Below are 23,994 nucleotides of genomic sequence, written 5' to 3' on the forward strand. Positions count from 1 at the left end.
CACCCTAAGCAGTTGGCAGTTTCGAGATCCTAAGGTATCTGCGGAACGCCGACCGCCTGCCCGTTGATCAGATTCGCCAGTATCCGCGCCGCCCCCGGCACCCCGTTCGGCAACTGCCGAAACAGCGCCAGCGTGACGTACACGTAGCGTCCTTTGCCCAACGGAGCCACGAGCAAGCCGCCCTGTTGCACCGGCTCGTTCGGGTCATTCATCGCCAGCAGCGGCGTGTAGCGTTTGTCGAACGTGCTTGGCATGTACGTGGCGCGTTCCTGTACCCAGTCGGCCCAGTCGGCGGCGCCGATGCGGTTGGGGCCTACCAGCAGCGGATTCGTGGGCTGCAGCACCGTCACCGGTGCCTGCTCCATCGTGACGCGCGCGGCCGGACGGGTCCACTGCATGGGATACGGCACGACGCCCGGGAATCGGCTCATGTCCTGCGCGCCGTACTGCACCACGAGCGTGCCGCCCTTGTTCGCGTAGTCGAGCAGCCGCGCGTTGTTGCGCACCAACACGTCGCTCGCTTCGTAGGCGCGTGGCCCCACCACGATGCTCGTGAAGCGCGACAGGTCGGTGCTGGTCAGCATCGACGGCTCGATCTTCTCCACCGCGACGTCGAGCTGCTCGAGCGCCTCGAGGCCGGTATCACCGACGCCTTTCACGTAGCCCACGCGGGCGCGCGGCGGGAGCTTCACGGTCACGGCCGACAGGTACGTGCCGCTGCCACCGTACAGGCGCATGGGCGTGATGTGATCGTACTGAATGTTGTACACGCTGTTGGTACTCATGGCACCGTCATGCAGCGCCACCGCCACCCATTGGAGACGGCCTTCCTTCACGATACCGCGCACGCGAAAGGTGAGAATCGTGACCCCGTCAGGACCCAATGTGCGCTCCCGCTCCACGGAGTCGGCCTTGAGGCCCTCGGGTAGTTCGAGCGTGACCAGCACTTTGGTGTCGTGGGGGTAGGATGACTGAATGCGCACCGGCACATAGCGCTCCACCGGAACGCCGGCGCGAATGTACTCCATGGCGTTGCTCAGATTCACCGTGATGCCGGGAACCGCCGACACCGGCACCTGCTGATCGCCCTTGATCGGATCGGCGAAGCGATACACCACCGGTTCGTTCACCGTCACGCTTTCACCAGCGATCATGAGTCGCGCCTGCACCATCGTGGCGCGCTGTTCCTGTTGCTGCGCTTCGGTGCGGGCGTCGATCGGCACTTGAAACCAATCCTGTTGCTTGCGGCCGGAGGCGCGCCACCACGGCGAGTTGGCCTGAAACGCCACGGCCCATCGATTCAGCACCGCGGCGCTGTCGGGAGTGATCGTCACGTCACCCGCTTCGCCGGGGCGCAGGCCTAGACCCGCCACCGAAGCGTTCACCAGCTGCACGGCGGCATGTCCGCGATTGAACACCGTGATCGTGACCGGCAACGAATCGTTGACCGCCACTTTCACCGGCTCGCGCACCGGGAACGTGGCGCGTGGGGCCGTGGCTTCCACCGCCACGCCGGCCGCCAACACCAGTGCATGCTCGGCGCGGTCGATTGTCGTGACCAACGCGTCCCACAACGCCGGCGTCGCTTCACCAGGGGCGCGTCGCGACAAGCTGGATGGCGCACCCGGAGGACCGGCAATCAGAATGCCGGGGCCAGTGCCGCTGGCGTTGCGTACGTCGCGGAACTGCCGCAGCGCCTGCGCCAACGGGGCGACGATCGACGACGGATCGTCGGCGCGATACGCCGCGCGCGCCGACGCGATCGTGCGCAACGCCGAGTCGAGCACAGGCTGCGCGGTGCTCGGGAGCTTGCTCCGCAATGCCGTCCACGTGGTATCGATGCCATCGAACAACGACTGCTCCGCGCGCGCATTCTCAGGCCCCACGCGCGATGCTTCGCGCGACAGGAAGCCGAGAATCGTGCCCTTCCGCTGCAACACACCGAACCCTTGGCTCTTGTGCTGCGAGCGGCTCTCGGCCGCGATCTCGTAGTAGCTCCGTCCCAGCAGCGGGTCGTATTCACCCACGTTCACGCGCAGCGTGGCAGAATCGGGTGCCTGACGCGCGCTGCGATAGAACTTCTGCGGCGTCCACGGCAGTCCGAATCCCCGCACCGGGAAGCGCACCGTGTCGGCCGCCAGATCGTACGCTTCGCGCGCCAGCATTCCCGACACCTGGTGATGCCCGTGCCCATCGCGCGGCGTGCCGCTGAAGAACGCCACCATCACATGCGGTCGGAACGCGCGCACCACGCGCACCACGTCGCCAAGAATCGAGTCCTTGGGCCAGTGCGTAAAGGTCTCCTCGGCGTTCTTGCTGAAACCGAAGTCGTAGGCGCGCGTGAAGTACTGCTTGCCACCATCAATGCGGCGTGCCGACAACAACTCCTGTGTGCGGATCGCACCGAGTGCTTCACCCAGCTCGTTGCCCAGCAGATTCTGCCCGCCGTCGCCACGGGTCAGCGAGAGGTACGCCGTTTCCACATGACGGCCCCTGGCGAGCCACGCAATGATCGGCGTGTCTTCGTCGTCGGGGTGTGCGGCGATGGTAAGCACGCGGCCCGTGGTGCCGACGCCCGCGAGCGTGGAGCCAAGCGCCGCCGCGCCTCGATCGAGCGTCACGTTCTGCGCGGACATCGTGCGCCCACCAGCGACAAGCGCCGCGGCAATAGCCGCGGCGCTCATCATCATCTGGTGGACTCGGGTGCGCCGAAGCGCCTTCACTGCCCCACCTTCATCGTCGAACGCTCCGCGGCCACTTCGCCGGTATCCATGACCATCGCAATGATGCGGGCCTGCTCGGCCTGATGCGCATCCATGTACCCTTCCGCCGGGCTCGCGCGTTCCGGACGACCCACGTAGCGCACACCCACCGACGCTCCGGCTGACGCGCGCAGACGCGGCTGCACGTAGGTCCACGCGCCCTGATTCTTGGGCTCTTCCTGCGCCCACACGACCTGCTCGATCACGGGATACAGATCCATGATGCGTACGATCTCTTCATGCGGCCACGGATACAACTCTTCCACCCGCACCAGCGCCACGTTCGGATTGCGTGTGGCCGCCAGCGACATGTCGTAGTACAGCTTGCCCGTACAAAACACGATGCGACGCACATCGTCACGATGCTGCGACGCGATGGGATCGTCGATCACCGACTGGAAGCCGCCCTGCGACAAGTCTTCGAGCTTCGACGCCGCCTGCGGCAGGCGCAGCAGCGACTTGGGCTGCATGCAGATGAGCGGACGACGCGACTTCCGCAGCGCCTGACGACGTAGCAGGTGGAAGTACTGCGCCGGCGTGCTGCAGTAGGCCACGGTGAGGTTGCCTTCCGCGCACATCTGGAGAAATCGCTCGAGACGCGCGCTCGAATGCTCCGGACCCTGCCCTTCATAGCCATGCGGCAGCAGCATCACGACGCCGCTGTCCTGTCCCCACTTGGCGCGGTCAGCCACGATGAACTGGTCGATGATCGGCTGCGCCACGTTCACGAAGTCACCGAACTGCGCTTCCCACAGCGTGAGCGCGTCGGTGGCGACGGTGCTGAATCCGTACTCGAACGCGAGCACAGCGGTCTCGGAGAGGGCCGAGTTGAAGATCTCGAACACCCCCTTGGCGCCGGGCAGGTTGGCGAGCGGCGCGTACTTGCGGCCGTTCTCGCTGTCGCTGAGCACCGCATGACGATGCGAGAACGTCCCGCGTTCGGCGTCCTGACCCGTGAGGCGCACCGACATGCCATCGATGAGCAGCGTACCGAACGCCAACGCTTCAGCGTGTCCCCACTCGATACCGCCCTGCTCGCCCATCGTCTCGCGACGACGCTCGAGCTGCTTGGCCAAGCGCGGGTTCGGCTTGAGATCGGCCGGCCAGGTGAGCAGTGCTTCGTTCACATACTGCAGCTTCTCGACCGGCACGTTGGTCGCAACCGCCTTCGGCGCCGACACCGGTTCAGCGGGCCAGGGCGCGTGCTTCTCGCTGCTGAGCAGCGACTGCTTGAAGCGCGAGTGGATCTCGGCGTAGTTCTGCGAGACGGTCTGCTCGACCTCAGCCGCTTCGGCCTCGGTGATCACGCCCTCGGCCACCAAACGACTGGCCCACACCTGCGGCACGGTGGGGTGCTTGCGGATCTGGGCCGAGCGCGTGGGCTGTGTGTACATCGGCTCGTCGCCTTCGTTGTGACCGTGACGACGATAGCCTACGAGGTCGATCAACACGTCCTTCTTGAACGTCGCGCGATACGCGCACGCCAGACGCACCGCCGTGATGCACGCCTGCGCATCGTCGGCATTCACGTGGAAGGTCGGCATCTCGAAGCCCTTCGCGAGGTCCGATGCATAGTGCGTGGAGCGCGCATCGGTCGGGTCGGTGGTGAAGCCGACTTGATTGTTCACGATGATGTGAATCGTGCCACCGGTGCGGTACGCCTTCAGGTTCGCGATGTTGAGCGTTTCGGCGACGATGCCCTCGCCCGGGAACGCCGCGTCGCCATGAATGGCGACCGGAACCACCGCCAGTTCGTCGCGCTCACCCGAGCGGCCCGGCACGCGCTGCAACGCGCGCACCATGCCTTCGATCACCGGGTTCACCACTTCGAGGTGCGACGGATTGGGTGCGAGACGCAGCGTGACCGCCTTGCCGTCGACATCGCGCGATCCGACAAAACCCATGTGATACTTCACGTCGCCGGTCGCGTTGCCATCAACGTGGTCGTGCCGACCCTCGAATTCTGCGAAGAGGCTTTCGAACGGCTTGCCCATCACGTTCGTCAGTACGTTCAGCCGGCCGCGATGCGCCATGCCGATCACGATCTCGCGCGCACCGGAGCGTCCCGACTCGCGAATCACTTCGTCGAGCATCGGAATCAGCGTGTCGGTGCCTTCCACCGAGAAGCGCTTGTAGCCCTGATACGCCCGACCGATGAAGCGCTCGAGCCCGTCCACCTGATTCAGGCGGCGCAGCATGTCCTTTTTCTCGTCGGGCGTGAGATCGCGTGTGAGCACCCCGTCCCGGAACGTCCGCTGAAACCAGTCGCGCTCTTCGTCCACTTCGAGATGCCACACTTCGCAGCCGATGCGCCCCGCGTACACCGCGCGCTTGCGCGCGATCGCGTCGGCGGCGGTGGCGAAGCGCGCGTCGCCGAGCGCCTCGCCGGGAATCGCCCGCAGATCCTCTTCGGTCAGTCCCCAGTACTCCGGGCTCAGATCCTCGGCGCCGGGCGGCGGCGTGCCGAGCGGATCGAGCTGTACCGCGTAGTGGCCGTAGCTGCGAATGGCGTGCTGCAACGAGGCGGCCGCGGCCACTTTCCGGAGGAAGGCGACGTCGTAGGTCGCGCCACCGGTCGCAGCGGCCGTCGGCGTGACCGACGGCGGGGCTAACGGGGCGGCCGCGCCCTGTCCGAACAGCGACTCGGCGATGCGGAAGTACTGGCGCCACGTCTCGTCCACACTGGCGGGGTCGTGACGATAACGCTCGAATTGTTCGGCAAAAATGCCGTCGTTGAAAACGCTCGTGATGGCAGCGGTCATAACGTTCGAATGTAATGGCGGGTTCTCGAACACACAGGTCAGCTGTGCACTCCGCCGTGCGCTCGTTGGCTCAGTGCGTCACGGGCACCACAAGGGTGAACACCGACCCTTCGCCGGGTCGCGACACGACCTCGATGCGCCCGCCCAGCATGGTGGCGAGGCGGCGCGCGATGTAGAGCCCCAATCCGGTACCCCGGTGCCGACCGGCCGGCACGTTCTCGATCTGGGAGAAGGGGCGAAAAAGCCGTTGCATGTCGGTGGGCTCGATGCCGATGCCGGAGTCGCGCACGGCAAACCGGACGGTGGCGGCGCCGTCGGCCAGGGGAGAGCCGCGGGTGACCCGCACCGACACGGCGCCCTCTTCCGTGAATTTCACGGCGTTCTGGCAGAGATTGAGCAGGATCTGCCGCACGCGAGCCTCGTCGGTGTGCATCGACGGGAGACCCGGCTCGAGGTCGATCGAGAACTCGATGCCCTTTTCGCGCGCCAGCGGTTCGATGAACGGGTGGAGCGAATCCAGCAGTTCGGGAACGCGGACGGTGGCGTTTCGCGCCGTAAGGCGATCGGCCTCGAGCGAGGCGTAGGTGAGGATGTCCTCGATCAGCGATCCCAGATGCCGTCCCACCGTACGCAGGCGCATTACGACGTCTTGCTGTTCGGCCGACAGCGGACCGAGGATCTGATCCTCCAAAAGCTCGCTGTAGCCTTCTAGTGCCGTTAAAGGGGTTCGAAGCTCGTGCGATAGTGTCGCTAAAAGGCTCGTTTTTGCGGCATCGGCCGACCGCGCGTCCTCCAGCAATCTGGCCTTCCAGAGCGCCAAGGCGGCGAGGTCGGCCATGACGCCGAGTCGTTCTTCATCGGTCTCGTCAAACTGCGGGTGCCCAGCGTCCCGCGAAATCGAGAGCACGCCAAAGAGCTGGCCGTTGGCCAACAGCGGAAGAAGCAGAATCGGCCCGATGCCCAGGCGCGGCAGCAGCTCGGCGAAAAATGGAGAGCTGGCGTCCGGCGAGAGGATAGTGATGGCCCGCAGTTCGTTGGCGACCCGCCCGGTAATCGTGCCTTCCAAGGGGAACGTCATGGAAAGCAGGTCGATTGTCCGACCGGCACAGGCGACGTATACGCCATTATCGCCACTTAATTCGGCCACTGCAGCGCCACTAGCGCGTCCACGCACCATGGAAAGCTGACAGAGCGTTTGCAGCACGCTCTGCGAGTTCGTTTCAGCGGCGAGAGCGCGCGCGACCTGGCGGAGCGTGCCGAGCTCCTCTGTTTTCCGATAATCGGAATAGAGAAGATCTTCGGTACTGGCCGGGAAGTGTGCCGGATCGTGAGAACTGTGCTGACTGGACATCCGGGAACTCTGCACCGCCGCGCGTCGCTTGGGGAGCGATGCCTTCACGAGAATCCAAACGCCCGCGCGACGGCGGTGTCCGCGGCCAAGGCGTAAACGGCCACCCCGACAAACTCTGCGCCCGCTGCGGTCGGCCCTTCAGCTGGCGCAAGAAGTGGGAGCGCGACTGGGAGAACGTGCGCTACTGCAGCGATAAGTGCCGGATGGGGAAGGGAGCGGGATAGTGCTGCTCTTCGCTCAGGTCATCATTGGCAGCGTGTGGATCTTCCACGGGCTCTACAGCAAGCTGCTGCGCGGCATCCCGCGACACCGCGCGATCGTCGCCCGTGTAATCGGCGAACGACACGCCGACCTCGCCACCAAGGCCATCGGCGTGGGCGAGATCGTGCTAGGCCTCTGGGTATTCAGCGGCTGGCAGCGCGTGCCCTGCGCGGCGGTGCAGACGCTGGCCCTCGTGTCGATGAACGTGCTCGAGATCGTCTTGGCGGCCGACCTGCTGATCTCGGCCGCCGGCATGGTGTTGCTCAATGCGGGCTTCATCACGATGATCTGGTACTGGGCTACCAGCGTTCGTCGCTGAGTCACGGCGCGCCGGCCTGGTTGGCGGCTAGCCGATTCGTCCGAGCTGCACGAGCACGCACAGCGCGAACAGTACCGTGAGCGCGATCCAGATGACCGTGAACAGCAGGTGCATCGCGGTCTCGAATTGTTTGCCGCGCCACAATGCGGCGGGAAAGACGAACCATTGCACCCACAGCCGGAGCGCGAAGATCGCGAGACCCATCCCGGCCAGCCAGGCTCCGGCCGGTGACACGTCGAGAAATACGCGCGGCGTGATCAGCGCCGGCAGTCCGAGCAGCACCAACATGACGCACACGAACAGGGTGTGCACATGAAAGATCGACTCGCCGGCGCGTGACATCCGCGCGGCCTCCTCGCTCCAGCGCAGCTGCCGACCCATCGGTACATGCAGCAGCGCCAGCGCAATCAGTCCTGCACCGGCCAGACGAAGTACAACGGGCAGGAGCGGCAGTAACACGGCCAGCATCCACGTCATGCGGCGTGCTCCAGCACGACCACCGCCACCCACGGCGTGATGCGGAACTCGCTATGTACGCGAAGCTGTGCGCGCTCCCAGCTGCGGCGCCACGTGGACGTAGAATGGAAGTGCAGCACGCCTGGCCCGAACGCGAGCAGATTCGCCATATCGCGCAGATGCTCCACCACGACCACGCGCCCACCCGGCCGCAATGTCCGAGCGGCCTCGCGAAACCATGCGGCGCGCTCATCGCAGTGGCGCAGCTCGTGCACGGCGAGCATGCCGATCACGAGGTCGGCCTGCTGCGGTGCAGTGGGCCATGCGTTGTGTGGCGCGGCCACGGTTCCGTGTGCCGGCGGACAGTGCCGCCGCGCGCGCTGGATCGACGGCTCAGTCATCCGAGCCGGATCGTAGTGATCGAGCAGCGTCCAGTGTGTGTTGGGCGTGCGCGCGCGTAGGAGCGCCGAGCTCTCGTCGAATCCTGTTTGGCAGAACACCGCGGCGTTCGGCGTGCGGTCGCCGTTTATACGGGTGAGCCACGCGAACCGATACAGGTCGGAGCGATCGTAGATCACGTGCGATACGGCCAACGACACGAACGTGCCAGCGGCGAGGCCCGCTGCGGCGACGGCGAGCACTACGCGCCAGACGGGGGCTGTGACCACGACGGCGCCACCGAGCAGCACGAGTACGAGCAGCAGCGTCACCGTGAACGTCGGCCAGTTGAAACGCACGATGTTCCACACGCCGTCGAACGGTCCGCGCGTCGCTCCGGGCATTACTCTCCCACCGACGTTGCGTGCACGACGCGCCCGCGCTTCCACGCGTAGTCCACATGATCCACCACGAACGCGTTCGCCAGCAGCGGCGTGGCCTCGGAAAGCGGTGATTCATCGAACATCGACACCTGCCACGACGTCACCGCGATTGGACGCGGCGTCCAATGCTGCCGGCTGCCCTCCACCACCACCATGGTGTCGTCGCCTTCCGGGCTGAACGTGAACGGCATCGGTCCGGCAAAGCGGCGTGCGTCGGTCCAGCTCGAGAACGGCGACCCGACGGGCATCGGTACGTCGCCATCAGCGACATGTGGCGCAAGGTCGAGTTGCACATGCAGCGCCGTCGCACCCGACGCGTCGGTCGTCGTCACCTGCAGCAGGGCATCGCGCTCCTGCACGTTCACGTCCACATGCGAGTAGCGATAGCCCGTCATGAGATTCCCGGCGCGTACCATCCGGTGCTTGTCGGTGGTACTGCGCAGAATGCGAAGACCGCGCAAGCGTCGCCCGGATGGCTCCTGAAAGCGCGTGAACACGCGGTATCCGGCCAAGAAGAAATCCTGTCCGAACATCTCCGGAAGCCACGCGGGGCGAAGTGCCCGTGTCCACACCATCGCCACCGCCACGAACGCGTAGCCGTTGAACACATCGAGCGAGAGCGACCGCGGTACCAGCGGCCGCACGACGTGCTCCGGAAACGCGAACGAGAGCGCAACGACGCGATCGAAGTGCGCCGCGACCGGGAAAGGATGCCGCCGGAGCCGTGCCGCGATTGAAGGCATTCGTGCGCCGTTGGGCTAGCGAGGCGCCGGGAAGTACTCGACGTCTCGAAGCCCTTCGAAGTCGGCGTCCTGCGTCCAGACGACGGCGCCGAGTTCGCGCGCGGTCGCATAAACGATACTGTCGGCGAGCGGCAGCTTGTGTTCGAGTCCCAGCGATGCCGCTCGTAGCGCCAGCGTCGCGTCGAGATCGACCACGCGCCCCTGCTGCATCACGGCAATCGCCTGGAGCGCGTCGCTTTCCCCACGCTGGCGCGCGACGACCTTGAAGACCTCCAGCAGGCAAATCGCCGGCGTCACGAGCCGCCGCTCGTCTTCGATGGCAGCGGCGAACGTTCCGGCGTTCGCCGTGTCGGCGAAATAGGCGAGCCACGCTGATGAGTCGACCACATTGAACTTGGCACGAGTGACCATCGCGCGGTCCTACTCGCGATCCACGTCACGATCGACACCTGTGTCGATGCCGCGCACGAATCCGCGGAGACTGCGCGCCGTTCGCAGTGGGATCAACTCGACGCGATCGCCGTACACGATGGCCTGCACTTTCTGCCCAGGTTCCAGCCGGAGCCGCTCGCGAACGCTTCGCGGGATCACCACCTGATACTTGGGCGAAATCGTGACCACGTCCATCTCGACCCCCAGTTCTTTTATCGATCATACCATCGTTACCCAAAAGGTAGATCGATCGCACCAATTGGGCAACGCCCTACTTCATCACCGGCGTCGCCCCACCCGGCCACAGCGGGCCCAGCCCCGCCATCAGTTCGGCCATCACGCCGATACCGTCCCACAGATTGCCGATACGCAGGTTCTCGTTGGGCGCGTGCTGACTGTTGTCGGCATTCACCGTGGGCACGGTGATCACCGTGGCGCCGAGCTGCTCCACGAAGTGGAACAATGGCAGCGAGCCGCCGAGCATCGGCATAACGAACGGTTCACGTCCATACGCGCGGCCCATCAGCGTTTTCACCGCGCGCACCGACGGCAGCGTGGACGCCACGCTCACGCTGGTGTATCCACCGCCGCAGCCCAAGTACGCGAGGTGCGCACGATCGGTGCTGCGCGCGGCGGCATTGGGGTCGGTCGCCACCGTGTAGCCCAACGACAGGAGATGACGCGTGACGAGCTCGCAGATGCGCGCCGGTTGCTGGTCGGGCACCAAGCGGAAGTCGATGGACACACTGGCGCTGGTGGGTACGGCGTTCGCTGCGCCGCCACCCACTTCGCCGGTGCGAATGCCACGGATGTTGAGCGCGGGCAGCATGATGCGCTCACCGAGTGCGGCGTTGTTTGCTTCGGTGCGCGAGAGCCCAAGTGAGGTGCGCAACGAGTCGTCGGTAGCCGACAGTGCCTTGCCCAGCGCGCGATCGCCGTCGGAAATCGGCGGCACGTCCTCGTAGAAGCCGGCGATCTTGATGCGACCGTCCATGTCGCGCACGCTGGCGATGAAATGCGCGACGGCCACGCCGGGATTGGGCGCCCAGTTGCCGTAGTGACCGCTGTGCATGGCGCGATTGGGACCGTAGAACGTCACGTCCACACCCATCACGCCGCGCACGCCGAGCACGAGCTGCGGTGCGCCGCTCACGTGAATCGGACCATCGAAGAACAACCACGCATCGGCCGCGAGCACGGCCTTGTGTGCGTTGAGCAGGTCACCGAGGTGCTCAGAGCCGGCTTCTTCCTCGCCCTCCAGGAAGAACTTCACGTTTACGGTGGGCGCCTTCTTCGCCGCCTTGAGCGCGTCGAGCGCCGCCAGCATGGCGATGATCGGTCCCTTGTCGTCGCTGGCCGAGCGGGCGCGAATGCGGACCGCGGGATCGATGGTGTCGCCCTTGGCGGGCATGGCCACGGCATCGGTGGCCACGCTGTTCTGATAGCGGCGCAGCTCGGGGGTGAAGGGATCGCCGTTCCATCCGCCACCGGCCACCGGTTGACCGTCGTAGTGCGCGTACATCACGATGGTGCGCGTGGCACCAGGCGCCTTGAGTTCACCGAACAACGCGGGGCTGCCACCGGTAGGCGCGCGCAGCGACCGCATGGCCACGCCGCGCTTGGCAAACGCCGCCGTGAGAAACTCCACGTTACGGCGAATGTTCGCCGTGTCGGAGGCCACGTTGGGAATGGCCATCAGCGCGAACGCTTCGTCGAGAATCTCGCGCTCGTGGACCTTCCGCCACGCGTCGACGGCGGGGCGGAGCTGCTGGGCTTGGACGGGGGCGGCAAGCACGGAGAGTGCTGCGGAGAGCGCGGACGCTACGAAAGCACGACGAAGAGAGGCCATGCCCAAAGCTGCGGGCAATCTGGCTGCTCCGACAGGGGCTTGGCGACTGGCGCCAGCACTGACAGTCGCGAGCTCTTTGGTTCACGCGAAGGGCGCGAAGTCCGCGAAGAGACGCGAAGAACAGCAAAAGAAAAGAAAAATATTCAGTTGCTGTTCTTCGCGTCTCTTCGCGGCCCTTCGCGAGCTTCGCGTGAACCAGCAGCGTATCGGCTACAGCGCCGCCAGCAGCGCCACCCGCTCCCGTGTACTCACCACCACGCCACCGGGCGCTTCGACCGTGACCGCGAACATCACCGCGCCGCCCACGGGCACGCGCGCGTTGATCGGCACGAACACTTCGGTGGCCCCGGGCGGCACGTCGAACACGCCACCGTCGACGGGATACCGCTGATCGCGCGTCTTGTCGAAGATCCACAACTGATACTGCCACCGGCGCGTGTCGTTCGACTTGAGCCCGATCAGACGCATCACGCCGCGTTGCGCGCTGGTACTCCACACCACGTCCCCGCTGGCGCCGATGGCGGTGGAATCGGCGGTTGGCGCCCAAGCAATGCGGGTGATCGCCGAATCGACCGCCAACAGTGAGTCGCGCACCCACGAGGCAGCCGCCGACGCCGACGCGGCGGAGGGTACCATCGCGACAACGGCAGATGGCTTGGCCGGTCCGCGTGCCCACAGCGCAAGCATGGCCGCGGCGGCCAACCAGCCGCCCCACACCGCGAACGATCGGCGCGTGCGGGGTGATGCCGCGACGGTCAATGGCGCGCTCACGGGCGGCACCGGTGGCAGCACCACGACGGTGTTGTACGGCGCGAATGTGGGTTTGAGCGGCACGATCACCTCGCCCGCGGCAATGACACGTTCGGCAACGCCCGGCGGCAGCGCATCCTGCGCCGACATCGACTCCGCCGCCAGCGCGGCCGTGATTTCACCGATCAGCAGCTCATCCCGAGTCGCGATGTCCGGCACCTCGTTCTCCTTCCCGCTCATGACTCGTGCTCCTCGTTCGTCGCATCCGACGCGTGATGCAAGTCGTTCGTGTGCAGCAGCATCGCCCGCGCGCGCTGCAGACCGCGACGGATGTGCGACTTCACCGTGCCCAACGGCGTATTGGTGGCCTTGGCGATCTCGTCGTGCGTACGCCCGTGCAGGAGCGAAAGCTCGAGCATCGTGCGCTGCGCCTCCGGCAACGCCCGCAGCGCTGCCCGTGCGCGCTCCACGCGATCGTCGCGCGCATCGTCGGATGGCTCATCGTGGGCCAGATCGAAATCGTCGGGGAGCGGTTCGAGTTCCACCGCCCGCTGACGTCGGCGCAACCGATCGATCAGCCGGCGGCGCGTCACCATCGCCACCCAGCCGGCCTCAGTGGAGCGCGTGGGCTCATAGCGCGCGGCACTGCGCCACAGATCGACGAACACCTCCTGCACCGCATCCTCGGCGTCACGCGCATCGGGCGACCAGCGTCGCACCAGCGACCAGATCAGCGCACCATAGCGTGCGACACACTCGCGCACGGCATGCTCGTCGCCCGTCGCGATCCGCGGCAGTAGCGGGGCGGCGCTCGACATAACGGGGGTGAAGGACCCCGTCACGAGCGACAGATGCGCCCGCGAGTCGTCACGCCTGTTGCTTTCCGGTGGTGATGTAGCGTTGTCCATACCTGGGCGAAGTCGACCGACGCGAGGATGTGTCCCGAAATACACGAGCGCTCCGACGGGGTTCACATCAGTGTTCGCCGGCGCCCGCGTGTTGGATGCAGCAAAGCGGCGATTGGTTGTGAGCCCCTGAGGAATTCATACAAATCGACCGCACGCGTGGGGCTTTCCCATTGCCGAGAAATCTTTCGCGACTCGGCTGCATCCACGGCGCATCGGGCAGACGAACTGGAAGGCATTACCGCATTTCACTGTTCGTACCCCCACCGGAGCCTTCCATGCCGTGCACGCCTTCACGCGTTCTCCTCGCCGCCCTGTTCAGCGCGTCACTCAGCGCGTCCCTCACCCTCGCCCCGCAGGCGTCGGCGCAGCATCCGTCACGTAGCGCGTCCACGTCGCCAACGATCCCCCAGGTCGCGAAGACCGCCGGTCAGTTCACCACGCTGCTGGCGGCCGTCGATGCTGCCGGCCTCACACAGACACTGCTCGGACGCGGGCCGTTCACGCTCTTCGCGCCCACCGATGAGGCCTTCAAGCGTCTCCCCAACGGTACGGTTGCCGAGCTGCTCAAGCCCGAGAATCGCGAGAAGCTGCGCACGATCCTGACGTATCATGTGGTCGCCGGCCGCGTCACGGCGGCGCAGGCGCGTACGGTGCGAACGGCGGAAACGGTCGCCGATCTCGACGTGCGCATCTCCGATGTGAACGGCGAGCTGCGCATCAACGACGCCACGGTCCGTATCGCTGACATTCCGGCCAGCAACGGCATCATCCACGTAATCGATCGCGTGCTGCTCCCGCCCGATGCCCGCGCGAGCGAATCGGCCAGTGTCAGCGCCAGCGGCAGTGCGACGTCACTGATCGACTACGCGATCGACCGCGGAGCTCCGCTTTACAACGACGGCCAGCCGGCATCGACGGTGGCGATCTACGAAGTCGTCGCCAGCGCATTGCTGGCGTTCAACGACCGTGAAGTGCCCGACGAGGCGAAGCGGGGGCTTCGTGCGGCTTTGCGGGAGAGCCGCGGTACGCCGCGGGAGCGGGCCGTCGCCTTGCGGCGCGCGCTCGATTCGGCCCGGCAGATGGGGGCGCGCTGAGGCTGGAACTGACCGCGCGGCCACGGGTACCGCGCTGACGGTTGATGGCTCTTTGGTTCACGCGAAGGGCGCGAAGGGCCGCGAAGGGCGCGAAGAACAACAAAAGAAGAAATTATTGTTGCTGTTCTTCGCGTCTCTTCGCGGCCCTTCGCGAGCTTCGCGTGAACGACGAGCCTATCATCGAATCGGCCTCCATCAGACATCTCAACCAATGGCACCGCCAAACACAATCCGCGGCTCTTTCAGTGTTGATCAGCGGTTAGGCAGTTCCCCTTCGGCCGCTAAAGGAACAGCCTAACCGCTGATCGGCACGAATGCACGCTGATCTATATCGAGCGCACCTCGAACCCTAGAACTCCGCGCTCAACGTCGCGAACACCGCGCGCGCCGGTAGCACGAAGTAGCGCACGCGCCCCGACCCCGACACCGCACCGCTCGCGAACTTCTGATTGTCGCCAAGGTTCGCGCCGCGCACGGTGAGTGCATATCGGCCCAGTGTAGCCCGCCCCGACGCATCGACCGTGTAGTATTCAGGCAGCCTGCGATCGGCACTGCTGGTGTTATCCAGATACGCCTTCGACTGATAGCGCCCTTCCACGCTCACCATGAAGCGGTTCGTCGGCGAGAACTCAACGCGATGCGACGAGATGAACGCCGGCGTGAGCAGCGGCGTCACGTTGCGCCGTACCACCGGCGTGCCGCGCGAGGAATCGGTGAACTGCGCGATACGGTTCTGACTCCACGTGGCGTTGCCGGCGAGCACCAAACGTGAGATCCCGCGATACGCCGCATCCACCTCGATACCACGGCGGTAGCTGTTGCCCACGTTCCGACGTAGAATCGAGCCCGAAGCGGTGGGCGCACCGATCCGCGCGATGTCGTTGCGGAAATCCATGCTGTACAGATTCGCCGACACATCCATCGTCGCGCGCGACAGCGTGATACCCAATTCGGCGTCGCGCACCGACTCCGGCTTCACCCGCGTGAAATCGCCGTAGTCGGCCACATTGCCGCTGTTCAAATCATCGTCGCCAGCGAACAGATCGTTGCGCGCCGGTTCCCGACTCGTGATGCCGTACGACGCGTAGGTGGAAAGACCCGTGGCCAGCTGGTACGTGACGCCCGCCTTCGGATTGAAGAACATCCAATCGACGCTGCGCTCGTCGATACCGGCGTTGGCGTCGGGCTCGTAGCGGAACTTCGCATAACGTCCCTGCAGGTCGGCAAACCATCGCGCCCGGCCAGCGTCGAGCGACAGCTTGGCGAACGCACTGGCGTCCTGCTTGTGCCCGGTGTTGTCGTACAGCGTAGTCGAAGGCTGGAAATAGCCACGGTGCGCGCGCTGATACGTATTCGCGTTGATGCCCGTGTTCACACGCAGCGCACCACGCTCTACGTTGTACGCGCTCGTGACGCCATACCACGTGTGCGCCAGGTTGAAGCGATAGCGATCAGGGAGCTCGATGTAGTCGTAGTTGCCGCTGGCTGAGTTGCGGTACACCGTGGTGCTCACCGACCCGCCGTTCTGCAGCGCGCGCGTATACGCCAACGACACCATCTGCTGGCCGAACTTGTCGCGCTCGTCGGGCTGCAGCGGATTGTAGCGGCGGTTCGTGGCCAGCTGTTCCAATGTGGCGCCGGTATACGAGAGCGTATCGGCCAGCAGCCCCACCAGCGTGGTCAGCTTGACCACGTCGCGCGCGCCGAACCATCCGGCACCAACGAAGGCCGAACGGCCCATCACACCACTATGATCGCGGTAGCCGTTGGTGCGCAGCGCACTGGCGCGGCCGTACACAGCGAATTTGCTATCGGTCAGCCCCGAGTTGAATGACGCACTCACCCGCTGTGCGCCGTACGATCCCATCTGCAGCTGCACGTCACCGCCGGCATCGGGCCGTGCCACCGGCATCGTCTCGAAGTTGACACTGCCCGCGAACGACGCCGTGCCTGCCGTACTCGTGCCCACACCACGCTGCACCTGCACCGACTGGACACTCGACATCAAGTCGGGAATGTCAGCAAAGTACAGCACCTGATCTTCCATATCATTCAACGGGACGCCGTCGAGGGTGATATTGATGCGCGTCTGGTCGAGGCCGCGGAGGCGGAGGTAACTGTATCCCCACAGCGTACCCGTCTCCGTATGCGACGTCATCGAGGGCGCCGCGTTCATGAGCAGCATGGGCGCATCTTGCCCGAAGTGCCGTTGCGTGATGGCAGCGCGCCCGATGGTCGTTTGCGAGATCGGCGCCTGCTCGTTGGCGCGAATGGCGCGGACCAGCACGCCTTCGATGCGACGCACCGAGTCGGCCTTGGCAGCGGCCGAGGCGGAAACCTTGGTGCTGTCGGGACGGGACTGGGCGCCGAGCGTGCCAGCGGAAACAGTCTGGAGGGTAGCGCTGAGGACAGCGCTCAGGGTGGCGACACAAAGTCGCCGCGTGCGCCATGGGCGCGCGATTGCGTGCGGATACATCGATTGGACTCCCTACGCCGGTACGAGCCGGATCAGGTTCTACGGGACTCTCTCAGCCAACGCGCACTGGCGGCGCTGGCACCCCGGTCATGTGCGGTGAACCCTAATTAGCTTTGGCGTTCATGACCAGTACGGAGTTCCACCTCCTGTCCGAGCCCTGTGCCTGGCTCGTCGCGCACGGAAGCTCCTGCGCGGAGCTCCTCGGCTTCATCACGGGTGTGCTCAACGTGTGGCTGGTCACGCGTGAGAACATCTGGAGCTGGCCACTTGGCGTGCTCAACGCCGGATTCTACGTGGTCGTGTTCGCCCGCACCGGTCTCTATTCCGACACCGGCCTGCAGGTGGTGTATCTGGTGTTGTCGCTGTACGGCTGGTGGCATTGGCTGCGGGGTGGCCCAAGCCAAAAAGCAGTCGTCGTCACGCGCACCACGCGTCGTACCGCGCTGATCATGACGGCCATCGCACTCGTGACGTGGGTGTCCCTGGCCACCATTACGCGGCGGCTGCCCGGTGCCGCGCTGCCGTGGCTCGACGCGGCGCTGGTGTCGATCAGTCTCGTGGCGCAGTACATGATGACGCGCAAACTCCTCGAGAACTGGTTGCTCTGGATCGCCGTCGACGTGGTCTACGTTGGTCTGTTCATCAACCGGCAGCTCCCGCTCACGGCGGTTCTCTACGCCGTGTTTCTGGTGCTCGCCATCATCGGCTACGTGCAATGGCATCGATCGGCGGCGCGGACGCGCCTCGCGAACGCTCCCGCGAACTCACCCGAGCACTCACCCGCGTCGTCCTGACCGGGTCGGAGTCGGTGGGCAAGACCACGCTCGGCGCGCAGCTGGCGGCGCGCTTCGGCGTAGCGTGCGTGCCGGAGTTCGTGCGCGACTATGCCGCGGCCAAGGGGGCGCCGCTCGACTTTCGCGACCATGGCCCCATCGCCAAGGGGCAGATGGCTCTCGAAGACGCGAACATCGCCGCCGCCACCGCCCGCGGCGACGCGCTACTGCTGCAGGACACCGATTTGGTCAGCACCGTCGTGTACTGCCATCACTACTTTGGCCGCTGCCCCGAGTTCATCGAGCAAGCGGCCATCGCGCGCCGACCCACGCACTACCTGCTGCTCGATATCGACGTCCCCTGGATTGCCGACGGCATCCGCGACCGTGGGGAGCAGCGCGACGAGGTGCAGGCCCTCTTTCGCGAGACGCTGGCGCGATTCGACGCGCCGGTTACCGTTGTGCGTGGCAAGTGGGATGAACGACTGGCCACGGCCGCCGCACTGATCGACGTTCTCCTCGACACCCACCGACATGGCTGATAAGACTCAGAACTTCGCGAATCATGGGCAATTCATGCCCATGTACCATTTCTTCACCGCTCCGCTCTCGATGATTTTCTTGATCTGGAGCGTGTGGCGAGCCCTGACGATCCGGGACGTGGAGACGCACTACATGCTGGTCGGCGCACTGGCGCTGTTCGGGGTCGTCACGGTGTCGCGTCTGTCGCCACTCCGCGCGCAGGATCGCCTCATCCGCCTCGAAGAGCAGCTGCGCTACTCCCGCCTGCTGCCGGCCGACCTCGCCGCCCGTGCGCAGGCCGCCTTCTCGCCGCGCCACTACATCGCGCTGCGCTTCGCGAGCGACGCCGAGCTAGCGTCGATGGTGGAGATGGTGCTCAAGAATCCGGCGCTCAAGGGCAAGGAGATCAAGAGCCAGATCAAGACGTGGCGCCCGGACACCTTCCGCGTGTGAGTTGCGCGAGGGAGCGAACGGCGTGTCGCGCAGCCTGCTGATTACTGGGGGCGCCGGCTTCATCGGCGGGAACTTCGTGCACTATTGGAGCGCGCGGTATCCCGCCGACGTGGTGATTGTGCTCGACGCGCTCACCTACGCTGGAAATATCGCCACGCTGCGAACACTGATCGACCGCGGGCGTGTGCACTTCGCACATGGTGACATCAACGACATCACGCTGGTCGACGCACTGCTCCGCCAACACGACGTCGACACGGTCGTTCACTTTGCCGCGGAAACGCACGTTGACCGGTCGATCACCGATCCGTCGGCCTTTGTGCGGACCAACGTCCTCGGCACACAGGTGCTGCTCGAAGCCTGCCGGCGCGTCTGGTGCGAGCATGGTGCCTGGCGCGCCGGCGCACGCTTCCATCACGTCTCGACCGATGAGGTCTACGGGTCACTCGACGCCGATGATCCGCCGTTTTCCGAGACGACCCCCGTTGCCCCGAATTCGCCGTACGCCGCGAGCAAGGCAAGCGCCGATCATTTCGTGCGCGCATACGCACACACGTATGGGATGACCGCGTCGATCAGCAACGCCTCGAACAACTACGGGCCGTATCATTTTCCCGAAAAGCTGATTCCGCTCACGATCGTCAATGCGCTGCACGGCGAACGCATTCCCGTGTACGGCGATGGACAGCAGATCCGCGACTGGCTGTACGTGGACGACCATTGCGCTGCGATCGACCTGATCCTGCACAGTCCCCACGGGAGCGTCACCTATAACGTCGGTGGTCGTGCCGAACACCGGAATCTCAGTATCGTGCGCCAACTCTGCGCGCTGCTCGACGAACGGTTCGCGCGTGATGCGTCACTCGCCACGAGCTTTCCGGACTGCCCGGCCTCTCGTGGCGTCGACTGTGCGTCACTGATCACCTTCGTTGACGATCGCCTCGGCCACGACCGCCGCTATGCCGTCGACCCGTCGCGCATCGCAGCGCGCCTCGGCTTCGAGCCTCGCGAGACACTCGCCTCCGGCCTCGCGCGCACGGTTGATTGGTTCCTGACCAACGAAGCCTGGTGGCAACGATAGGCGGTCGAGTTTCAAGGGGTCAGAGTCGTTGAAACTTGACGTTCAACGACTCTGACCCCTTGAAGCCCTACACCCGCGACAACAACACCTCGACCGGCAGTCCACCATTCGCCGTGCGCAACACCGCATCGAACGTGAGGCGTGTCTGCGCGGCCAGCACGCGATCGGGCACCAGAAGCCCAAGCTGCCACGCGCGGCCTCCGGCGCGTACGACGTCGCCCAGTCGGGCGTACAGCGATCGCAGATCAGCGCCATCACTGATGCGGAGTCCGTACGGCGGATTGGTCAGGAGCAAGCCGGCCGTGCCGATCGCATCGAGCGACGTGTCCGACAGCGAGCCCTGTTCGATCACGAGATCCTGCAGCACACCGGCACGCTCCGCGTTGGCCACGGCCGCCTTGCACGCGCCGGCATCGCGGTCGCGCATCACGATCGGTACGCCCATCGAGGGCAGCTGTTCGGCCTTCGCGGCTGTACGGACGCGCGCGTGCATGGGCGCATCGGCACCGGGCCACTGCTCCATCACGAACTCACGACCGAGCCCGGGGGCCATGCGACGGATGCGCAGCGCCGCTTCGATGCCGATCGTGCCCGAGCCGCAGAAGGGGTCCACCAGCGGCATCTGACCGTTCCAATCGCAGGCGGCCAGCATCGCCGCCGCCAGCGTCTCGCGCAGCGGCGCCTTCGCGATGGCCTGACGCCAGCCGCGTCGATGCAGCAGCGCGCCTGAACTGTCGGCGCTGATCGTGCACCGATCGTGGTCGAAGCGCACCACGATCAGCTGCGTGTTGCCGTCGTCGTCCTCCTCGTCATCCCTGGCCCGACCGAGCGCCTGCGCGCCCTTGATGCTGTTGGTGATGCCGCGCGCCACGCGTTCGGCCACCGCATCCGAGTGATAGAGCCGCGACTTGCGACAGGTCACGCGCAGTCGCACGGCCGCGCCGGGCGACAACACCTGATGCCAAGGCACGCGCGCCGCCATCTTCTCGAGCGTCGCAAAGTCGCGCGCCTCGAACTCTGCCAGACGCACCAGCACGCGGCTCGCCAATCGCGACCACAGGTTCACCGTGAACAGCTGCTCGGCGGTGGCATTGAAGGACACGCCGGCCGGACTGACATCGCGGGGCGTGACCCCCAGCGCGACGCATTCGGCCGCCACCAGCGGGGCCAGCCCAGGGGCGGCAATCGCAAACGCATCAAAGCCCGACGGAAGCTCCGTGGGGATCGGCGTGGTGTTCGGACGGGTGGCGCGAGCCGGTCGGGCCGGTCGCGCGGGGATGTAGTTGTCGGGCTTATGCGGCTTTGACACTCATTTCGCGACGCCGGAGTGTGGGGTAGGGCGTCCGGGCACCTCGGGCGAGCAGCAGATGCCAGAAGTCTTCGGCATCCAGCGGCGGCGCGAACAGGTAGCCCTGTCCGAGCTCGCAACCGAGGGTGAGCAGGTGGCCGCGTTGCGCCTCCGTTTCGATACCCTCAGCCACGGTATTCATCCGCAACGTCTCTCCAAGTGCCACGATCGCGCTGGCCAGGACCGGTCCTTCGCCTCCCTTATCGATGACATCCACGAACGCCTTATCGATCTTCAGGATGTCGATCGGATAGCGCTGCAGATAACTGAGGGAAGAATAACCTGTCCCGAAGTCGTCGATGGCCAGCGAAATCCCGAGCGCCTTCAGCGCGTTCAAACGCGACATCGACAGCTCGGTGTTGTGCATCAGCATGCTCTCGGTGATCTCCAGCACGAGCTGGGCGGCCGCTAGCCCGGAATCCGCCAGTGCCTGTCGGACATCCTCGACGATCCCGGGCTCCTGCAACTGACGCCCGGAGAGGTTTACCGTGATCCGCACCGGCAAGCCGCGCTCGTCGGTCCAGCGCTTCGCCTCACGGCACGCCCGGCGCAACACCCAGCGACCGATCGGTACGATCAGTCCCGTCTCTTCGGCAATCGGGATGAACAGGCCAGGCGGGACGGTGCCGCGATCGCGACACATCCAGCGCACCAGCGCCTCGGCGCCGATGATGTCCCCCGTTTCGAGGGCGACGATCGGCTGATACTGCAGCATGAACTCATCGTGCTCGATGGCGCGTCGCAGGTCCGCTTCCACAACCAATCGGTCAAGCGCGGCCTTGTGCATCTCCGGCTCGAACAGCACGTGCTGCCCCTTGCCGCGCGTCTTGGCCACGTACATCGCCACGTCGGCGTTACGCACCAGCTCATCGGTGCTTTCGCCACGCGCACTTCGCGCGATACCGATGCTCGCGTTCACGAACACCTCCTTCCCGCCAAGAACGAACGGCTTGCTCAGCGCCACGCCGACGCGATCGGCTATGGCGAGCACTTCGTCCACCGAGGCGGTATCCTCCACGAGCACAGCGAATTCATCACCACCGAGACGCGCAATCAAGTCGCTATCGCGCACGCAGGTCGCCAATCGACGCGCGGCTTCCACCAGCAGACGGTCACCGGCCGCATGACCGAGCGAATCATTGACGGTCTTGAAATTATCGAGATCGAGAAAGAGCACCGTCACGGCATTCGACTGCCGCTGTGCGCGCGCCAACGCGTGTCCCACCTGATACAAGAAGAGTGAGCGATTCGCGAGATCGGTGAGCGGATCATGGAACGCCTGATGCATGTACTGCTGCTTGATCACGCTCTGCTCGGTCACATCGCGCGTATTCAGCACGAGGCCGCGAATCACCGGCTCACTGAGCAGGTTGGTGCCCACATTGTCGACGGTCAGCCACGCGCCGTTGGCGTGCCGGATCCGCCATTCGCGCTTCAGCACACCGGGCGTGGCACCACCGGTACGCGAGCGGTTCGAACGGGCCAGCTCCTCGAGAAACTGCAGCGCCGACGACAGGTCTTCGGGATGCAGGATCGATTCGATGCGCGAGGCGACCAGTTTGGCAGGATCGTGACCGAACACCAGCGCCATGGACGGACTCGCGTAGCGGATGGTGCCATCGGGATCGAGGATCATGATGACGTCACTACTGTGCTGCACGAGTGCCTGAAAGCGCGCCTCGTTGTTGCGGGCCGTCGACTCGGCAAGGAGGCGCACGGCGTCCTTCGTGGACGTGAATTGGCGTGCAAAGGCGAGCGCGGTGAGCACGACGACGCCGATGGCGAGACCAAGCAGCGGCTGCGTCCCGCCGTCGTGCGGGGTGCCCGAGTACGCGAGCTTGAGCAGCAGGGCGAACCCGGGCAGCACGGCGGCAAACGGAATCACACTGGCCGTGAGTTGATCGCGCTCGCTTCGCGCACGGACTTGTCGATGCATGACCGTCGCGATGCTGATCCAGGCCGCGGCCGCGATCAGCGCGAAGCTGACCGGCGTGGCAATACGGACGACATCGAAGTTGGTGATCCCCTGCGTCATCTGCACGATCGCCAGCACGTGCACGATGAATTGCAACAGCAGTGCGGTCGCCATCACCACCAGCACATTCGCGCGGTGCTGTAGCGCCGTGCGGCGCCATAACACCGAGGCCACGAGAATTACGATGAGTTCAAGCGTGGCATGCACATGCAGAATCGCGAACGGGCGCACGGCGATGCCACTGCCACCGACCATCCACAGGCCGTACCACGTCACGAGTAGCCCCGCCACGCCAACGGTGCCGATATCGAGCAACAGCTTCGCGCGATCCACCGCGCTTCGTGGCGCACTGGGCAGACACAGGAAGGCCGACAGCAGCACGATTTCCGCCGCGACCGGTGTGATCATCACCGCGAGATCGGCGGCGTCCGGCGACATGGGACGCAGCACGAAGTCGATCGCGACGCGGGCGATCGGAAAAATCGACAGGGCCGCCGCGATGACCTTCCAGAACCGCCGCGTGCCTCGGTCGAACGACAACTCCCCGCCGGCACGCCAGGCACAGACGATTGCCGCGAGGGCCACGACCTGCGGTGCCAAGCTACGCACCCAACTGCCGCGAGCGACCCCCGGCGCGCCGAGCGCCAGCCAGGTGGTGACCAGCGCGGTGTATCCGATCAGGGCCGCCAAGAGCAGGCGGTCCCAGGAGGCCCCAAATACCGGACCTCCAATCACCGGGATGCTGTCGAGCGATCGCCGGAGATTGGTGGTCAGGTAGCTGCCCGATCGACGCGAGCCGGCGTCGGCGGGTGAGGGCATGGCAGGCAGGGTCGGAGTGTGTCGAGGGATTCCCAAAAC

The 23,994-nt window shown here is 65.5% G+C and carries 19 protein-coding genes, 2 pseudogenes and 1 riboswitch; of the genes and pseudogenes, 7 read left to right on the forward strand and 14 right to left on the reverse strand.

Annotated features, from left to right (window positions below; genetic code table 11):
- Positions 1-29: 29 nt before the first annotated feature.
- The 3 genes from HKW67_RS13165 to HKW67_RS13175 all read right to left on the reverse strand — a co-directional run bounded on the left by HKW67_RS13165 (position 30) and on the right by HKW67_RS13175 (position 6,923).
- Positions 30-2,690: a PIG-L family deacetylase gene (locus HKW67_RS13165; protein ID WP_171225815.1), complete on the reverse strand. Its 2,661-nt coding sequence runs from the start codon at positions 2,688-2,690 to the stop codon at positions 30-32.
- A gap of 29 nt (positions 2,691-2,719) precedes the next feature.
- Positions 2,720-5,524 carry a 2-oxoglutarate dehydrogenase E1 component gene (locus HKW67_RS13170; protein ID WP_171225816.1) on the reverse strand — a complete coding sequence of 935 codons (2,805 nt, stop codon included), beginning with the start codon at positions 5,522-5,524 and terminating at the stop codon, positions 2,720-2,722.
- Positions 5,525-5,594: 70 nt separating this feature from the next.
- Positions 5,595-6,923: a sensor histidine kinase gene (locus HKW67_RS13175; protein WP_230981021.1), complete on the reverse strand. Its 1,329-nt coding sequence runs from the start codon at positions 6,921-6,923 to the stop codon at positions 5,595-5,597.
- A 56-nt stretch (positions 6,924-6,979) separates the two neighbouring features.
- Here HKW67_RS13175 and HKW67_RS22805 point away from each other — a divergent pair.
- Positions 6,980-7,099: pseudogene (locus HKW67_RS22805) on the forward strand (DUF2256 domain-containing protein); the annotation flags it as partial.
- The gene (locus tag HKW67_RS13185; protein WP_171225819.1) at positions 7,099-7,455 is read left to right on the forward strand and encodes a DoxX-like family protein; all 357 of its coding nucleotides are present in this window, start codon (positions 7,099-7,101) and stop codon (positions 7,453-7,455) included. The pseudogene HKW67_RS22805 and the gene HKW67_RS13185, both read left to right, overlap by 1 nt.
- 27 nt (positions 7,456-7,482) lie before the next feature.
- On the opposite strand, the gene HKW67_RS13190 is transcribed toward HKW67_RS13185, so the two are convergent.
- The 8 genes from HKW67_RS13190 to HKW67_RS13225 all read right to left on the reverse strand — a co-directional run bounded on the left by HKW67_RS13190 (position 7,483) and on the right by HKW67_RS13225 (position 13,324).
- Positions 7,483-7,932: a hypothetical protein gene (locus HKW67_RS13190; RefSeq protein ID WP_171225820.1), complete on the reverse strand. Its 450-nt coding sequence runs from the start codon at positions 7,930-7,932 to the stop codon at positions 7,483-7,485.
- Positions 7,929-8,693, reverse strand: a complete 765-nt coding sequence (locus tag HKW67_RS13195; RefSeq protein WP_171225821.1) for a class I SAM-dependent methyltransferase — start codon at positions 8,691-8,693, stop codon at positions 7,929-7,931. Before HKW67_RS13195 ends, HKW67_RS13190 begins: the two co-directional genes overlap by 4 nt.
- Positions 8,693-9,475, reverse strand: a complete 783-nt coding sequence (locus tag HKW67_RS13200; protein WP_171225822.1) for a DUF2071 domain-containing protein — start codon at positions 9,473-9,475, stop codon at positions 8,693-8,695. Before HKW67_RS13200 ends, HKW67_RS13195 begins: the two co-directional genes overlap by 1 nt.
- 15 nt (positions 9,476-9,490) lie before the next feature.
- A complete protein-coding gene (locus tag HKW67_RS13205) occupies positions 9,491-9,886 on the reverse strand; it encodes a type II toxin-antitoxin system VapC family toxin (protein ID WP_171225823.1) in 396 nt (131 codons plus the stop codon).
- Positions 9,887-9,895: 9 nt separating this feature from the next.
- Positions 9,896-10,102 carry an AbrB/MazE/SpoVT family DNA-binding domain-containing protein gene (locus HKW67_RS13210; protein WP_171225824.1) on the reverse strand — a complete coding sequence of 69 codons (207 nt, stop codon included), beginning with the start codon at positions 10,100-10,102 and terminating at the stop codon, positions 9,896-9,898.
- A gap of 76 nt (positions 10,103-10,178) precedes the next feature.
- Entirely contained in the window at positions 10,179-11,756 is a 1,578-nt protein-coding gene (locus tag HKW67_RS13215) for a M20/M25/M40 family metallo-hydrolase (protein WP_171225825.1), read from the reverse strand.
- 210 nt (positions 11,757-11,966) lie between these two features.
- On the reverse strand, positions 11,967-12,746 hold the full coding sequence (locus HKW67_RS13220; RefSeq protein ID WP_171225826.1) for an anti-sigma factor: 780 nt from the start codon (positions 12,744-12,746) through the stop codon (positions 11,967-11,969).
- Positions 12,743-13,324: an RNA polymerase sigma factor gene (locus HKW67_RS13225; RefSeq protein WP_171225827.1), complete on the reverse strand. Its 582-nt coding sequence runs from the start codon at positions 13,322-13,324 to the stop codon at positions 12,743-12,745. The genes HKW67_RS13220 and HKW67_RS13225 overlap by 4 nt, the downstream gene beginning before the upstream one ends.
- 365 nt (positions 13,325-13,689) lie before the next feature.
- Between HKW67_RS13225 and HKW67_RS22810 the strand changes: the two are divergent.
- A pseudogene (locus tag HKW67_RS22810) lies at positions 13,690-14,211 on the forward strand (fasciclin domain-containing protein); the annotation flags it as partial.
- A gap of 646 nt (positions 14,212-14,857) precedes the next feature.
- Here the strand turns inward: HKW67_RS22810 and HKW67_RS13235 are convergent.
- A complete protein-coding gene (locus HKW67_RS13235) occupies positions 14,858-16,984 on the reverse strand; it encodes a TonB-dependent receptor (RefSeq protein ID WP_171225829.1) in 2,127 nt (708 codons plus the stop codon).
- Positions 16,977-17,080, reverse strand: a riboswitch (TPP riboswitch). It overlaps the preceding gene by 8 nt.
- 26 nt (positions 17,081-17,106) lie before the next feature.
- On the opposite strand from HKW67_RS13235, the gene pnuC reads away from it, so the two are divergent.
- Genes pnuC through rfbB form a run of 4 tightly spaced genes read left to right on the forward strand, consistent with a single transcriptional unit; the run spans position 17,107 to position 19,813 of the window.
- Positions 17,107-17,778 (forward strand): nicotinamide riboside transporter PnuC, encoded by a 672-nt coding sequence (gene pnuC / locus HKW67_RS13240; RefSeq protein WP_171225830.1) that lies wholly within the window; start codon positions 17,107-17,109, stop codon positions 17,776-17,778.
- A 14-nt stretch (positions 17,779-17,792) separates the two neighbouring features.
- Positions 17,793-18,299 (forward strand): AAA family ATPase, encoded by a 507-nt coding sequence (locus HKW67_RS13245; RefSeq protein WP_206044418.1) that lies wholly within the window; start codon positions 17,793-17,795, stop codon positions 18,297-18,299.
- Positions 18,292-18,732: a DUF6526 family protein gene (locus tag HKW67_RS13250; protein WP_171225832.1), complete on the forward strand. Its 441-nt coding sequence runs from the start codon at positions 18,292-18,294 to the stop codon at positions 18,730-18,732. Before HKW67_RS13245 ends, HKW67_RS13250 begins: the two co-directional genes overlap by 8 nt.
- A gap of 22 nt (positions 18,733-18,754) precedes the next feature.
- Positions 18,755-19,813, forward strand: coding sequence for a dTDP-glucose 4,6-dehydratase (gene rfbB / locus HKW67_RS13255; RefSeq protein WP_171225833.1), 1,059 nt, complete (start codon positions 18,755-18,757; stop codon positions 19,811-19,813).
- Positions 19,814-19,880: 67 nt separating this feature from the next.
- Here the strand turns inward: rfbB and HKW67_RS13260 are convergent, their stop codons facing one another.
- Together HKW67_RS13260 and HKW67_RS13265 are read right to left on the reverse strand one after the other, a co-directional pair.
- Positions 19,881-21,122 (reverse strand): THUMP domain-containing class I SAM-dependent RNA methyltransferase, encoded by a 1,242-nt coding sequence (locus HKW67_RS13260; protein ID WP_171225834.1) that lies wholly within the window; start codon positions 21,120-21,122, stop codon positions 19,881-19,883.
- Positions 21,106-23,955, reverse strand: a complete 2,850-nt coding sequence (locus HKW67_RS13265) for a putative bifunctional diguanylate cyclase/phosphodiesterase (RefSeq protein WP_171225835.1) — start codon at positions 23,953-23,955, stop codon at positions 21,106-21,108. Before HKW67_RS13265 ends, HKW67_RS13260 begins: the two co-directional genes overlap by 17 nt.
- Positions 23,956-23,994 lie beyond the last annotated feature (39 nt).

The organism is Gemmatimonas groenlandica, assembly GCF_013004105.1.
GTDB classification, from domain to species: Bacteria; Gemmatimonadota; Gemmatimonadetes; order Gemmatimonadales; family Gemmatimonadaceae; genus Gemmatimonas; species Gemmatimonas groenlandica.